Origin of the sequence: Lacinutrix algicola (assembly GCF_001418085.1) — a bacterium.
Taxonomy (GTDB): Bacteria; Bacteroidota; Bacteroidia; order Flavobacteriales; family Flavobacteriaceae; genus Lacinutrix; species Lacinutrix algicola.
The window spans coordinates 1-16,276 of record NZ_LIQH01000023.1 but is presented as its reverse complement, the minus strand read 5'-3'; the positions used below and the strand labels follow the sequence as shown (position 1 = coordinate 16,276).

General features: G+C 33.1%; 8 protein-coding genes. 7 read left to right on the top strand and 1 reads right to left on the bottom strand.

Features of this window, described 5'->3' with window-relative positions:
- Position 1: 1 nt before the first annotated feature.
- The 6 genes from rplA to ASC41_RS02960 all read left to right on the top strand — a co-directional run bounded on the left by rplA (position 2) and on the right by ASC41_RS02960 (position 10,427).
- Positions 2-691, top strand: coding sequence for a 50S ribosomal protein L1 (gene rplA / locus ASC41_RS02985; protein ID WP_055435166.1), 690 nt, complete (start codon positions 2-4; stop codon positions 689-691).
- 19 nt (positions 692-710) lie between these two features.
- On the top strand, positions 711-1,232 hold the full coding sequence (gene rplJ / locus ASC41_RS02980) for a 50S ribosomal protein L10 (RefSeq protein ID WP_055435165.1): 522 nt from the start codon (positions 711-713) through the stop codon (positions 1,230-1,232).
- Between the two features lie 55 nt (positions 1,233-1,287).
- A complete protein-coding gene (rplL, locus tag ASC41_RS02975) occupies positions 1,288-1,659 on the top strand; it encodes a 50S ribosomal protein L7/L12 (RefSeq protein WP_055435164.1) in 372 nt (123 codons plus the stop codon).
- 124 nt (positions 1,660-1,783) lie between these two features.
- Positions 1,784-5,596: a DNA-directed RNA polymerase subunit beta gene (gene rpoB, locus ASC41_RS02970; RefSeq protein ID WP_055435163.1), complete on the top strand. Its 3,813-nt coding sequence runs from the start codon at positions 1,784-1,786 to the stop codon at positions 5,594-5,596.
- Positions 5,597-5,667: 71 nt separating this feature from the next.
- Positions 5,668-9,969 (top strand): DNA-directed RNA polymerase subunit beta', encoded by a 4,302-nt coding sequence (gene rpoC, locus ASC41_RS02965; protein WP_055435162.1) that lies wholly within the window; start codon positions 5,668-5,670, stop codon positions 9,967-9,969.
- 137 nt (positions 9,970-10,106) lie between these two features.
- Positions 10,107-10,427, top strand: a complete 321-nt coding sequence (locus ASC41_RS02960) for a DUF3467 domain-containing protein (RefSeq protein WP_055435161.1) — start codon at positions 10,107-10,109, stop codon at positions 10,425-10,427.
- A 251-nt stretch (positions 10,428-10,678) separates the two neighbouring features.
- On the opposite strand, the gene ASC41_RS02955 is transcribed toward ASC41_RS02960, so the two are convergent.
- Positions 10,679-12,268, bottom strand: a complete 1,590-nt coding sequence (locus tag ASC41_RS02955) for a peptide chain release factor 3 (RefSeq protein WP_055435160.1) — start codon at positions 12,266-12,268, stop codon at positions 10,679-10,681.
- 399 nt (positions 12,269-12,667) lie between these two features.
- Here ASC41_RS02955 and ASC41_RS02950 point away from each other — a divergent pair.
- Positions 12,668-16,276, top strand: a 3,609-nt coding sequence (locus tag ASC41_RS02950; RefSeq protein ID WP_152971404.1) for a beta strand repeat-containing protein, incomplete at its 3' end; no start/stop codon positions are given.

Below are 16,276 nucleotides of genomic sequence, written 5' to 3'. Positions count from 1 at the left end.
AATGGCAAAATTAACAAAGAAACGTAAAGAGGCTGTTGCAAAGCTAGAAAAGGATAAAGTATATTCTTTACAAGATGCTTCAGCACTAATAAAAGAAATTACTAACACTAAGTTTGATGCTTCAATCGATTTAGCTGTACGTTTAGGAGTAGATCCTAGAAAAGCAAACCAAATGGTTAGAGGTGTAGTATCTCTTCCTCATGGTACAGGTAAAGATGTAAAAGTATTAGCATTAGTAACTCCAGACAAAGAAGCAGAAGCTAAGGAAGCTGGTGCAGATTTCGTTGGTTTAGATGAGTACCTTGATAAAATAAAAGGTGGTTGGACAGACGTAGACGTAATCATTACTATGCCAAGTGTTATGGGTAAATTAGGTCCTTTAGGACGTGTATTAGGTCCTCGTGGTTTAATGCCTAACCCTAAAACAGGTACTGTAACTATGGATGTTGCAAAAGCTGTAACAGAAGTTAAAGCTGGTAAAATTGACTTTAAAGTTGATAAAACTGGTATCGTTCACGCTGCAATTGGAAAAGCATCTTTTAGTGCTGATAAGATTAAAGAAAACGCAAACGAATTATTAACAACATTAATGAAACTGAAGCCAACTGCTTCAAAAGGAATTTATGTAAAAAGCATTTTTATGTCTTCTACAATGAGTCCAAGTATTGCAGTTGAAACAAAAATCGGTTAGTAGTTAAATAACTTTTATTATGACAAGAGAAGAAAAATCACAAGTTATTGAAGAATTAACTGCTCAGTTAGCCGAAAATGCTAATATCTATTTAACTGATTTATCAGGATTAAATGCAGGTAATACTTCAGATTTACGTCGTGCTTGTTTTAAAGCAAACGTAAAATTATCAGTAGTAAAAAACACATTACTTGAAAAAGCAATGGAAGCTTCAGATAGAGATTTTGGAGACTTACCAACAACGCTTAAAGGTAATACTTCAGTAATGTACTCTGAGACTGGTAATGCACCAGCGAAGGTAATTAAAGCTTTCCGTAAGAAAGCTGAGAAGCCTCTTTTAAAAGGAGCTTTTATTGAAGAAACAGTATATATTGGAGATGATCAACTAGATATGTTAGTTGAAATCAAATCTAAAGAAGAATTATTAGGGGATATCATTGGATTATTACAATCTCCTGCGAAGAACGTTATTTCTGCACTTAAATCAAGTGGACAAACACTTTCTGGTATTCTTAAAACATTATCTCAAAAAGAGGGATAATATTAAAAAGTACGCACTTTACACTTAAATATTAAAATTAAAAAAATTATCACAAATGGCAGAATTAAAAGATTTCGCAGAACAATTAGTTAACCTTACAGTTAAAGAAGTAAATGAGTTAGCAACTATATTAAAAGATGAATATGGTATCGAGCCTGCTGCAGCAGCAGTAGTAGCTGGTCCAGCTGCAGGTGGTGGAGACGCTGCTGAAGAGCAAACAGAATTTGATGTAATCTTAAAAGCTGCAGGTAGCGCTAAGTTAGCTGTTGTAAAATTAGTTAAGGAATTAACTGGATTAGGATTAAAAGAAGCTAAAGGTTTAGTTGATGATGCACCAAGTGCAATCAAAGAAGGTGTTTCTAAAGATGAAGCAGAAGCTCTTAAAACTCAATTAGAAGAGGCAGGAGCAGAGGTAGAACTTAAATAAGTCTTACTAATAATTTTTACAAAGGTTTAGGTCTTGAGATTACTCTCTAAGACCTAGACCATTTGTCGTATATAGCTAGTACCTATATACAAGTATTTTTTTTTAATCAAAATTTCGTCCATTGATGTTAGTAACACAAGCTGAAAGATTAAATTTCTCGTCTATTGTAAATAGAACTGAATATCCAGATTTCATGGATATTCAAATAAAATCCTTCCAGGATTTTTTCCAACTTGAAACAAAATCTGAAGAAAGAGGTAATGAAGGATTGTACAACACCTTCATGGAGAACTTTCCAATCACAGATACTCGTAATCAATTCGTTTTAGAATTCTTAGATTACTTTGTCGATCCACCAAGATACGCTATAGATGAGTGTATAGAAAGAGGGCTTACATATAGCGTTCCATTAAAAGCAAGGTTAAAGCTTTATTGTACAGATCCTGAACATGAAGATTTCGAAACTATTGTTCAAGATGTATATTTAGGAACAATACCATATATGACACCTTCAGGTACTTTTTGTATCAACGGTGCAGAACGTGTAGTAGTATCTCAATTACATAGATCTCCAGGTGTATTCTTCGGGCAATCTTTCCATGCAAATGGAACAAAATTATATTCAGCAAGAGTAATTCCTTTTAAAGGATCTTGGATCGAATTCGCTACAGATATCAACCAAGTGATGTATGCCTATATCGATAGAAAGAAGAAATTACCTGTTACTACTTTATTCAGAGCAATCGGTTTTGAAAGAGATAAAGACATTTTAGAGATTTTTGATTTAGCCGAAGAGGTTAAAGTATCAAAATCTGGACTAAAGAAAATATTAGGTCGTAAGCTTGCAGCGCGTGTATTAAATACATGGCATGAAGATTTCGTTGATGAAGATACAGGTGAAGTTGTATCTATCGAGCGTAACGAAATTGTTCTTGATCGTGATACAGAATTAGACAAAGACAATATTGAAGAAATCTTAGAAGTTGGTGTAAAAACTATTCTTTTACATAAAGAAAGTGCACAACAAGGAGATTACGCAATTATACATAATACACTTCAAAAAGATCCAACAAACTCGGAGAAAGAAGCAGTAGAACACATCTATAGACAATTACGTAATGCTGAGCCGCCAGATGAGGAGACAGCACGTGGTATTATAGATAAATTATTTTTTAGTGATCAACGTTACTCTTTAGGAGAGGTAGGTCGTTATAGAATGAACAAGAAATTACAGTTAGATATCGGTATGGATAAGCAAGTGCTTACCAAAGAAGATATCATAACTATTATTAAATATTTAATTGAGTTAATAAACTCTAAAGCAGAGATTGATGATATCGATCACTTATCTAACCGTCGTGTACGTACAGTAGGTGAGCAATTATCTTCTCAGTTTGGTGTAGGTTTAGCACGTATGGCTCGTACTATTCGTGAACGTATGAATGTTCGTGATAACGAAGTTTTTACTCCAATAGATTTAATTAATGCTAAGACTTTATCGTCTGTTATTAATTCTTTCTTTGGTACTAACCAACTATCTCAATTTATGGATCAAACGAATCCTCTTGCAGAGATTACGCACAAGCGTCGTCTATCGGCATTAGGACCAGGTGGTTTATCAAGAGAAAGAGCAGGTTTCGAAGTACGTGATGTTCATTATACACACTACGGACGTTTATGTCCTATTGAAACTCCTGAAGGTCCAAACATTGGATTAATTTCATCTTTATCTGTATATGCGAAAGTGAATTCTATGGGATTCTTAGAAACGCCTTATAGAAAAGTAGAAAATGGAGTAGTAGATATTAAAAATACTCCAGTTTATTTAAGTGCGGAGGAAGAAGAAAACATGATGATTGCCCAAGCTACTGTAAAAGTAGATGAAGATGGTAAGATTCTTGATGAGAAAGTAATTGCAAGACAAGAAGGGGATTTTCCAGTAATTGAACCTACGGCAGTAAATTATACCGATGTAGCACCAAATCAAATTACTTCAATATCTGCATCTTTAATTCCTTTCTTAGAACATGATGATGCCAACCGTGCATTAATGGGATCTAACATGATGCGTCAGGCCGTACCATTATTACGTCCGCAAGCACCTATTGTTGGAACAGGATTAGAAAGACAAGTAGCATCAGATTCTCGTGTGTTAATTAACGCTACAGGAGAAGGTGTTGTTGAATATGTTGATGCTAACGAGATCATTATTAAGTACGAACGTACTGATGATGAAGCTAAAGTAAGTTTTGAAAGTGATACAAAATCTTATCCTTTAGTAAAATTCAGAAAAACAAACCAAGGTACTTCTATTAACTTAAAACCAATCGTTAAGAAAGGTGATAAAGTTAAAAAAGGTCAGGTTTTATCTGAAGGTTATGCAACTGAAAAAGGAGAGTTAGCTTTAGGTAGAAATATGAAAGTAGCCTTCATGCCTTGGAAAGGGTATAACTTTGAGGATGCAATTGTAATTTCAGAAAAAGTTGTTCGTGAAGATATATTCACTTCTATTCATATAGATGAGTATTCTTTAGATGTAAGAGATACAAAATTAGGTAATGAAGAATTAACTAATGATATTCCTAATGTTTCAGAAGAGGCTACCAAAGACCTTGATGAAAATGGAATGATTCGTATTGGAGCAGAAGTTAAACCAGGAGATATTCTTATTGGTAAAATTACTCCAAAAGGAGAATCTGATCCTACACCAGAAGAAAAGTTATTACGTGCTATCTTTGGAGACAAAGCAGGTGATGTAAAAGATGCTTCTTTAAAAGCATCTCCATCATTACATGGTGTAGTAATTAACAAAAAGTTATTTGCTCGTGCAATTAAGGATAAGCGTAAGAGAGCTCAAGATAAAGAAGATATCAATCAATTAGAAGGTATCTACAATAATAAGTTCGATGATTTACAAGCTGTTTTAGTTGAAAAACTTTTCACTATTGTAAACGGTAAAACATCACAAGGTATCTTTAACGATTTAGGTGAAGAAGTTTTACCTAAAGGTAAAAAGTTTACTTTAAAAATGTTAAACTCGGTTGACGATTATACTCACTTAACAGGAGGTACTTGGACAACAGATGATCATACAAATAAATTAGTTGCAGATTTAATTCACAACTACAAGATTAAGGAAAATGACTTACAAGGTTCTTTACGTCGTGAGAAGTTTACTATTTCTGTAGGAGATGAGTTACCAGCAGGTATTATTAAATTAGCTAAAGTTTACATCGCTAAGAAGCGTAAACTTAAAGTTGGTGATAAAATGGCAGGACGTCACGGTAACAAAGGTATTGTTGCACGTATAGTTCGTCAAGAAGATATGCCTTTCTTAGAAGATGGAACTCCAGTAGATATCGTATTAAATCCATTAGGTGTACCATCTCGTATGAATATTGGACAGATATATGAAACTGTATTAGGATGGGCCGGTCAAGATTTAGGTCGTACTTATGCAACACCAATTTTCGATGGAGCAACTATTGAACAAATTAACGAATTAACTGATGAAGCTGGAATACCTAGATATGGTCATACATATTTATACGATGGTGGAACAGGAGAACGTTTCGATCAACCAGCAACAGTCGGTGTAATCTACATGCTTAAGTTAGGGCATATGGTAGACGATAAGATGCACGCTCGTTCTATAGGACCATACTCATTAATTACACAACAACCATTAGGTGGTAAAGCACAATTTGGTGGTCAGCGTTTTGGAGAGATGGAAGTATGGGCACTAGAGGCTTATGGAGCATCTGCTACATTAAGAGAAATCTTAACAGTAAAATCTGATGATGTTGTCGGTAGAGCCAAAACTTACGAAGCAATCGTAAAAGGTGAGCCAATGCCAGATCCAGGATTACCAGAATCTTTCAACGTACTTATGCACGAATTGAAAGGACTAGCATTAGACATTAGATTAGAGGAGTAAAAAATAGTTTACAGTGTTCAGTCAGCAGTAATTACTGCGACTGAATACTGAATACTGAAAACTATAAAGAAATGGCAAGAAAGCAAGATAAGAATACAGTACAGAGATTTAACAAAATCTCAATTGGTTTAGCATCACCAGAGTCTATTTTAGCAGAGTCTAGAGGTGAGGTTTTAAAGCCAGAAACTATTAATTATCGTACACATAAACCAGAAAGAGATGGTTTATTCTGTGAGCGTATTTTTGGTCCTGTAAAAGACTACGAATGTGCTTGTGGGAAATATAAAAGAATTCGCTATAAAGGTATTGTTTGTGACCGTTGTGGTGTAGAAGTAACAGAAAAGAAAGTACGTAGAGATAGAGTAGGTCACATTAATTTAGTGGTACCTGTTGCTCACATCTGGTATTTCCGTTCGTTACCAAATAAAATAGGTTATTTATTAGGGCTACCATCTAAGAAATTAGATATGATTATTTACTACGAACGTTATGTAGTAATACAAGCAGGTAATGCTAAAAATGCTGAAGGAGAACCAATTCAAAAAATGGATTTCCTTACTGAAGAAGAGTACCTAAATATTTTAGAAGAACTTCCTCAAGATAATAATTATTTAGAAGATTCAGATCCTAACAAGTTTATAGCTAAAATGGGTGCTGAGTGTTTAATAGATTTATTAGCACGTATAGATTTAGATTCTTTATCTTTTGAATTACGTCACAAAGCAAATACAGAAACGTCTAAACAACGTAAAACTGAGGCGTTAAAACGTCTTCAAGTTGTAGAAGCTTTACGTGAGTCTAACTTAAATAGAGAGAACCGTCCAGAATGGATGATCTTAAAAGTAGTGCCAATTATACCACCAGAATTAAGACCTTTAGTGCCTTTAGATGGTGGACGTTTTGCTACTTCAGATTTAAATGATTTATACCGTCGTGTAATTATACGTAACAACCGTTTAAAGAGACTTGTAGAGATTAAAGCTCCAGAAGTAATCTTACGTAACGAAAAACGTATGTTACAAGAATCTGTAGATTCATTATTAGATAACACACGTAAATCATCTGCTGTAAAAACAGATTCTAACAGACCGTTAAAATCTTTATCAGATTCACTTAAAGGTAAGCAAGGACGTTTCCGTCAAAACTTACTTGGTAAGCGTGTTGATTATTCTGCACGTTCGGTAATTGTTGTTGGACCAGAATTAAGATTATTTGAATGTGGTCTTCCAAAAAATATGGCAGCAGAACTTTACAAGCCATTCATCATTCGTAAATTAATCGAAAGAGGAATTGTAAAAACTGTAAAATCAGCTAAGAAAATAATAGACAAAAAAGAGCCAGTGGTTTGGGATATCTTGGAGAATGTTCTTAAAGGACATCCAGTATTACTTAACCGTGCGCCTACGCTTCACCGTCTAGGTATACAGGCATTCCAACCTAAACTTATTGAAGGTAAAGCAATACAATTACACCCACTAGCCTGTGCAGCATTTAATGCCGATTTTGATGGAGATCAAATGGCAGTGCACTTACCGTTAGGACCTGAAGCTATTTTAGAATGCCAACTATTAATGTTAGCATCTCATAATATCTTAAATCCAGCAAACGGAGCTCCAGTAACTGTACCATCTCAGGATATGGTACTTGGTCTTTATTACATGACTAAGTTACGTACATCAACTCCAGAAGTTGCTGTAAAAGGTGAAGGATTAACATTTTACTCTGCAGAAGAAGTAAACATTGCTTACAACGAAAAGCGTGTAGATTTAAATGCTCAGATTAAAGTACGTACAATAGATTTTAACGCAGAAGGAGAATTAGTTCCTCAAATTGTAGAAACGACAACAGGTCGTGTACTATTTAATGAAAAAGTACCAGCTGCTGCAGGATATATTAATGAAGTATTAACTAAGAAATCTTTAAGAGATATTATTGGTGATATTTTAAGATTAACAAGTGTACCAGAAACGGCCGATTTCTTAGATGAAATTAAAACGTTAGGTTATTTATTTGCCTTTAGAGGTGGATTATCATTTAGTTTAGGAGATATTATTATCCCACCAGAAAAGCAATCTATGATTGATGCTGCCAACGCTAAAGTTGATGGTATTACTGGAAACTATAACATGGGTCTTATTACTAATAACGAACGTTATAACCAAGTTATTGATATTTGGACATCTACCAATGCAGAATTGACTGAATTGTCAATGAAACGTATTAGAGAAGATCAACAAGGATTTAACTCGGTGTTTATGATGCTTGACTCTGGAGCCCGTGGATCTAAAGAACAGATTCGCCAACTTACAGGTATGCGTGGATTAATGGCTAAGCCTAAAAAATCTACTGCAGGAGGTGGATCTATTATTGAAAACCCAATTTTATCTAACTTTAAGGAAGGTCTTTCAATTTTAGAATACTTTATTTCTACTCACGGTGCACGTAAAGGTCTTGCCGATACAGCACTTAAAACTGCCGATGCAGGTTACTTAACACGTCGTTTAGTAGATGTATCTCAAGATGTTATTGTAAACAGTGTAGACTGTGGTACATTAAGAGGTGTAGAAGTTTCTGCTTTAAAGAAAAATGATGAAGTTGTAGAAAAATTAGGAGCACGTGTTTTAGGACGTATTGCACTTAACGATGTATATAACCCATTAACTGAACAATTAATTGTTGAAGCTGGACAATTAATTGAAGATGATATTGCTGCGGCAATTGAAGCTTCTCCAATTGATGCTATCGAAGTTCGTTCACCATTAAGTTGTGAAGCTAAAAAAGGAATCTGTGCTAAATGTTACGGAAGAAACTTAGCAACTAATAAAATGGTTCAACGTGGTGAAGCAGTAGGTGTTGTTGCAGCACAATCTATTGGAGAACCAGGTACACAGTTAACACTTCGTACATTCCACGTAGGTGGTATTGCAGGTAACATTTCTGAAGAAAATAACTTAGCAGTTAAATTTGATGGAGTTGCTGAAATTGAAGAATTAAAAACTGTAAAAGGTACTAATAAAGACGGAGAAGATGTAAATATTGTTATATCTCGTACTTCAGAACTTAAGTTAGTAGACAAGAAAACAGGTATTACATTAAGTACAAATAATATTCCTTATGGTTCAACTATATTCGTAAAGGATGGAGATAAGCTTAAGACAGGTGATATTGTTTGTGAATGGGATCCATATAACGGTGTAATTATTTCAGAATTTGCAGGAAAAGTAAGATATGAAAATATCGAGCAAGGTGTTACTTATCAAGTAGAAATTGATGAACAAACAGGTTTCCAAGAAAAAGTAATTTCAGAATCTAGAAATAAGAAAATTATACCAACACTTATTGTTGAAGATAGTAAAGGTGAAGCAATTCGTTCTTACAACTTACCAGTAGGTGCACACATAATGATTGACGATGGAGAGAAAGTTAACATTGGTAAAATTTTAGTTAAAATACCTCGTAAGTCTTCTAAAGCAGGTGATATTACAGGTGGTTTACCAAGAGTAACAGAATTATTTGAAGCTCGTAACCCATCTAACCCAGCAGTAGTAAGTGCAATTGATGGTGTTGTTTCTTTCGGAAAAATTAAGAGAGGTAATCGTGAGATTATTATAGAATCTAAATTAGGAGATATTAAGAAATACTTAGTGAAGTTATCAAGTCAGATTCTTGTACAAGAAAATGATTTCGTAAAAGCAGGTATGCCTTTATCTGATGGTTCTATAACTCCAAACGATATCTTAAACATAAAAGGTCCTGCAGCTGTACAACAGTACTTAGTGAACGAAGTTCAAGAAGTATACCGTTTACAAGGTGTGAAGATTAACGATAAGCATTTCGAAGTTGTTGTAAGACAAATGATGCGTAAAGTGAGAATTATTGACTCTGGAGATACTATCTTCTTAGAAGATCAATTAGCACACAAAGCTGATTTTATTGAAGAAAACGACGCTATTTTTGGTAAGAAAGTAGTAGAAAGTGCAGGAGATTCTACAAACTTAAAAGAAGGACAGTTAATAACTGCTTTCGAATTAAGAGATGAGAATTCTTTATTACGTCGTGAAGATAAAGCATTGGTTGAAGCAAGAGATGTAAGACCAGCAACAGCAACTCCAATACTTCAAGGTATTACGAGAGCATCGTTACAAACTAAATCGTTTATTTCTGCGGCATCGTTCCAGGAAACAACGAAAGTACTTAATGAAGCAGCAGTAGCAGGTAAAATTGATTCTTTAGAAGGTCTTAAAGAAAATGTAATTGTTGGACATAGAATTCCAGCAGGTACAGGAATGCGTTCTTACGAAAACATTATTGTAGGATCTAAAGAAGAATTCGACCAAATGATGCAAGCTAAACAAGAGGTAAATTATAATTAATAATTACCAATTTCTGCGCAGACAGAGATAACTCAAATTAAAACGTTAGTTTTAATTATAATAAAAGAAAGTCCTGCTATTTAAGTAGGACTTTTCTTTTTTATAAAAAATCAGTTTTTAAATTAAAATAAATTACAATGGCAGATAATAAAGATAATAAGCCAAAACAAGGCCAAATTAATATAGAATTAGATGAAAAAGTAGCGGAAGGAACCTACTCTAATCTTGCAATTATTAACCACTCTGTTTCAGAGTTTGTTGTTGATTTTGTTAGTATTATGCCAGGTACACCAAAAAGTAAGGTGAAATCTAGAATAATTTTAACGCCTCAACATGCTAAACGATTATTAAAGGCTCTAGGAGAAAATATTCAAAGATTTGAAAAAGCGCATGGTGAAATTAAAGATTACGAACAACCTCCAATGCCATTAAATTTTGGTCCAACAGGACAGGCATAATATTTTTTTAGTAAAATTTTAATAAAGCTAGTTTTTTAAATATTACCACAAATAAAAAACCTCTAAATTTAATTTAGAGGTTTTTCTTATTTAAAAACTAATTAATAGCTTTAGATTATTATATATACGTTAGTAATACTAAAAAATATGACCTTCATAAATAGTCTTATTTTTTTAAATATATTTTAAAGCATGTGTAATTACATTGTGATGGTTTAAAACGCCTTAAAAGGCTTTAAAATCAATTTTAGCTATTCAAATTCCGAAACATAATGAAATTTAACGGTCGGATATTTTTGTTGCGTCATTTGTAGCGAAAAAGAAGAATCAGCTAAGAAAACCAATTGTCCGCGTTTGTCTTTTGCTAAATAGCGCTGTTTAACTCTTTTAAATTCTTGAAATTCTTCGTTTTTTGGATCTTCAGGTTCTATCCAACAGGCTTTAAATACATTTAAATTTTCATAGGTACATTTTGCGCCATATTCATGCTCTAATCTGTACTGTATTACTTCATATTGTAGTGCTCCAACCGTACCAATTACCTTTCTTCCATTCAATTCTAATGTAAATAATTGGGCAACACCTTCATCCATTAACTGGTCGATTCCTTTGTATAATTGTTTAGATTTTAAAGGATCAGCATTGTTTATATATCTAAAATGTTCTGGCGAAAAACTAGGAACTCCTTTGTAATTTAGTATCTCACCTTCAGTTAAAGTGTCACCAATTTTAAAACTTCCAGTATCTTGTAAACCTACAATATCACCGGGATAAGAGATGTCTACAATTTCTTTCTTTTCAGCAAAAAAGGCATTAGGACTGGAGAATTTTACTTTCTTATTATGCCTTACATGTAAGTACGGTGTATTCCTTTTAAACTCACCAGAGACTATTTTTACAAATGCTAATCTATTTCTATGATTAGGATCCATATTTGCGTGAATTTTAAAAACAAAACCAGTAAACTTATCCTCATCTGGTTTAACTAATCGTTCTTCACTTTGTTTTGCTCTAGGTTTTGGTGCAATTTCAACAAAACAATCTAATAATTCACGAACACCAAAGCTGTTTAAAGCAGAACCAAAAAACACAGGTTGTAACGTACCATCTAAGTATTCTTGATTGTTAAAATCAGGATATATTCCTTGTACTAATTCTATTTCTTCTCTTAATTCATTAGCAGCTTTATCACCAACTAAAGTGTTTAATTCTTCAGAAGCTAAGTCTTTTATTTCTATAGTTTCCTCAATATTTTTTCTGCTATCTCCACTAAAGAGGTTTATATTTTTCTCCCATATGTTATAGATGCCTTTAAAATCGTAACCCATTCCAATAGGAAAACTCAAAGGTGTAACTCTTAATCCTAATTTTTGTTCTATTTCATCTAATAATTCGAAAGCATCTTTACCTTCACGGTCCATTTTATTAATAAAAACAATCATAGGTATGTTACGCATACGGCAAACTTCAACAAGTTTTTCTGTTTGCTCCTCAACACCTTTTGCAACATCAATTACAACAATAACACTGTCTACAGCTGTAAGTGTTCTAAAAGTATCTTCAGCAAAATCTTTGTGTCCTGGAGTATCTAAGATGTTAATTTTTATTCCGTTATACTCAAAAGCAAGAACTGAAGTTGCTACAGAAATTCCACGTTGACGTTCAATTTCCATAAAATCACTTGTAGCTCCTTTCTTTATTTTATTACTTTTTACAGCTCCAGCCTCTTTTATGGCACCTCCAAAGAGTAAAAGTTTCTCTGTAAGTGTTGTCTTACCGGCATCTGGATGAGAGATAATTCCAAATGTTCTTCTTCTTTTAATTTCGTCTAAAAATTTCATTAAAATAGATTTTTGCAAATATATAAGTTAAGGGTTTAACGTACTGCATAAATCCATCTCTAAATTTTTTTACAGTCGAAAATGATACCCTAGAGTGTTTTATTATGGTTTTTTTTAGTTGATGTTATCTAAAATTATTCAAATCATTCTATTATTCTCATTAGTCTGTTTTAATTGACTTTTAACGATTTAATCTTTTACAAATTATTTTTGTTTTCCAATAAATATATTTTTTATTTTTTTTTAGTCGAAATAATAACACACTTTAACGAATATTCAAACAAGTTTAAGATTTAAATAAAATAATAGATTTAGAAGGTATTAGATTTGCACCTTGTTATAATATCGTAATTATAGCTTTTGCTAAAAAAGAATAATAAAAAACAATTCATTACTAATATGAATATATCTAATCTATTATCAAATTTAAAGTTATCGTATTTTAAAACATTATTTCTTACTGTTTTATTATCGACTTGTTTTCAGTTGAATGCCCAAACAGAATGTGAAAACGCATATGTTTGTCCTGGACAGCCATCATCTTGTACTTATACGTATAGTAATGGTTCTTGGTTTCCAAGTGTACCACAAACGGGAATTTCGGCTACTGAAAGTATTTGTATTTTGTCTGATTATACATGGAATTATAATTTTGAAGCCAAGGGAACTATTTATATTGCGCCAAATATAACCGTAAATGCTACTTTCCAGAAGATTAGTTCATTAATTGTAGAAGGAACATTAAATATTACAAATAATATTGATGTTAATAATGGAGTTATTGATATTTGTAATCAAGGTGTATTGAATACTGCTGCTATAAATATTTCTACTACTTCAACAATAAATAATGCAGGAGATGTTGTTATAAATACTCCCAATGGAATCACATTTAATAGTGGTGTAACGGTTAATAATTTTGATGGAGCTAATTTTGTAATGAATGGTGGTTCTGGGCAAATTACACTTGATGGAACCATTAGTAATTGTGGTATTGTAAGAGCAAATACCAATGGTGTTACTCAGTTTAATGGTAATTCGCAGATATATAATGTTTGTTCTTTTTATGTAGAGAATGATTTACAAGTAGATAGGGTTTTTACAAACGATGGTTTAATTGTCTCAGGTGGAACACTTAGAATAAATAATGGAATAGTAACAAATAATGGAATTTTTGATGCAACGAATGTAATAGTTGATGGTACATCACAACAATTAGTCGGTAATAATTCAACATCGTTATTAGTAGCAAGTGGTTTTGTAACATTAACGAATGGAGGTGATATTACAGATCATTTTTACTATGGACCAACAATAACAGCTTGTAATAACGGTTGTGATGTTGGTGTTACTGTTGTTGATGATGTTTATAGAAATTATGTATCCACAGAGGAATATCTAGAATCATGTGGAGGTTTAATATGTTCAGCAGAAACAGATTTTACAGATCCAACAATTACATGTCCAAATAATATTATTGAAGGTGATGTTGATGGAAATAGCATGAATTCAATAGACGTTCCAGATCCTATTTATGAAGATAATTGTCTTATAGATTCTCTTACATGGGCAATGGTTGGAGCAACTACAGGAAATTCTTCTGCTACAGGGGAGAATGTATTAGGAACACAGGTGTTTAATTTAGGTGTTACAATAATTACTTATACAGTTACAGATGTAGCTGGTAATTCTGTAAGTTGTTCTTTTAATGTTACTATTAATAATAGTGACGACGATAATGATGGAGTAAGTAATGCAAATGATATTTGTAATGGTTTCGATGATAATTTAGATAATGATAATGATGGAGTTCCAGATGGTTGTGATTTAGATGATGATAATGATGGTATTTTAGATACAGATGAATGCCCTATATCAGATTCAGGTTTTGATGGTCCTATTTCTGTTCCACAGTCAGATTTCGATATAACAAGTTCAGGAAGTGCAGGAGATGATCAATCTTCTCATGTATTAAATTCTATAACAATTGGAGGAATAGAATATGGGGATTTTAAATTCCCTGATGCTTTTGATTCTAATTTTGGAGTAACTGTTCCTGTTACAAGCAGCAACCAAGTAACTAGGTTTGTAAATGGTGCTGCAGCGTCTCCTTCTATAATTCCAGATGGTAAAGCAGTTTACGATGCTTTAATTTTAAGTTCATTTCAAACAAATAATTTAAATTCTTTTCAACAATTAAGCTCAAAAGATTTTAGAAATGATTCTTATGATTTGTTGTATAATACACCTATAATTTCTAGAGGTGGTGTTTTTGTTTCTTTTGTAGAACGTGATGGTAATAATCCTGCAGTAATTACAGCTTTAGATTCTTCAGGTAACCCAATAGGGTCGCCTATAAGTGTTGCAAATAATTCGCATTATAATGATACGGGAGTTGCTCTTTTAAATACTCAGAATGCAGAGATGGCTATTTATGCAATAGATGATTTGATACCTATAGGTACTTCTCTGTCTGGTTTAAGAGTCGGTTTTAGTAACGGTAGTTCATCTGATAGTCCAGATGGTAAGATTTTTATTATTGGAGCTTCAACTTTTTCTTTTTGTGATACAGATGGAGATAGTATTCCAGATGTTTTTGATACAGATAGTGATAATGATGGATGTCCAGATGCTCTTGAAGGTGGTGATAATATTTTAGCAACTAATGTGGTTAATGGAATGTTAACCGGAACAGTGGATCCAGTTACAGGTGTACCAAATAATGTTAATGTAAACAATGGTCAAACAATTGGAACTTCGATTGATAATACTCAATTTGATTCATTTAATCAATGTGATTCTGATGGAGATGGAGTAATAGATGCAAATGATATTTGTAACGGTTTTGACGATAAAGCAGATATAGATGGAGATACTGTGCCAGACGGTTGTGATTTAGATAATGATAATGATGGTATTTTAGATGTAGATGAATGTTCTCCTTCTAAAACTATGGATATTATTATATTGTCTACAAATTTAACATATACAGCTAGTGGAAGTCCAGGTAATATTGGTGATACAGCTAGATATGCTAATGTAGGAACATATGAAGGAACTGCAGTAGATTTAAGAATTACGGTTTTAAATAACTCTGATACTACCAATTTAGTTGCAGATCTTTCTGGAACAAGTTTTGATCCAGGTGGAGGACAGCCTATAATTTATTACCCTATATATTTATCGAGTACAGGTCCGGCAACAACAGGTTTTGCTAATTTTGATTTTGAATTTTTAATTAATGGTACCAATACTCTTATTGAAGTGCCTGCTAATATGGTATTTCAAGATATTGACGATACAACTCCAGGTGAGTTCGTTGAGTTTAATAAAGAAGATATTTTAAATTTCGAAGTAACTACAACAACCTCTTTAGTAGTAGGAAACAACGTGTCTTTATCTTCTTTTGGAACTTCTGGTAATTTTCTTAAAGTAACATCTACTAGTAATGCACCAGCAGCAAACGATGAGAATCTTTGGTTTAATATACAAATGCCTTTTATAGATGAATTTGATATAACATTTTCTAAAAGACAATTTGATACAGGTTATTTGTTTAACACATCAGTGTTTGGAAATCCTACAACTATTACACAAGTAACTCCAGGGTGTACAGCAGATTACGATAATGATGGTATTCCAGATTATTTAGATGTAGATAGTGATAATGATGGTTGTCCAGATGCCATTGAAGGTGCGGCAACAAACATTGGATTAGCTCAATTAAACCCAGATGGTAGTATTAATACAACTGCCAATGGAGGAGTAAGTACAACTGGTGTGCCAGATCTTGCAAATAGTGGAGCAGGTCAAGCAACAGGTTCTTCTCAGAATGATGCAATTTTAGCGACAGAATGTACTGTAGCTATTACTATCGGAGACGTTACAGTTGATGAAGGCGCAGGAACAGCAAGTGTACCAGTAACAATAGATGGTGTAAGTTCAGTAGATACCGTAGTTGCTATTGTAACAACAAGCGGAACAGCAGGCACATCAGATTATAGGCGT

Coding starts and splice junctions, on each gene's coding strand:
- rplA (WP_055435166.1), top strand. CDS start 2: ATGGCAAAATTAACAAAGAAACGTAAAGAGGCTGTTGCAAAGCTAGAA.
- rplJ (WP_055435165.1), top strand. CDS start 711: ATGACAAGAGAAGAAAAATCACAAGTTATTGAAGAATTAACTGCTCAG.
- rplL (WP_055435164.1), top strand. CDS start 1,288: ATGGCAGAATTAAAAGATTTCGCAGAACAATTAGTTAACCTTACAGTT.
- rpoB (WP_055435163.1), top strand. CDS start 1,784: ATGTTAGTAACACAAGCTGAAAGATTAAATTTCTCGTCTATTGTAAAT.
- rpoC (WP_055435162.1), top strand. CDS start 5,668: ATGGCAAGAAAGCAAGATAAGAATACAGTACAGAGATTTAACAAAATC.
- ASC41_RS02960 (WP_055435161.1), top strand. CDS start 10,107: ATGGCAGATAATAAAGATAATAAGCCAAAACAAGGCCAAATTAATATA.
- ASC41_RS02955 (WP_055435160.1), bottom strand. CDS start 12,268: ATGAAATTTTTAGACGAAATTAAAAGAAGAAGAACATTTGGAATTATC.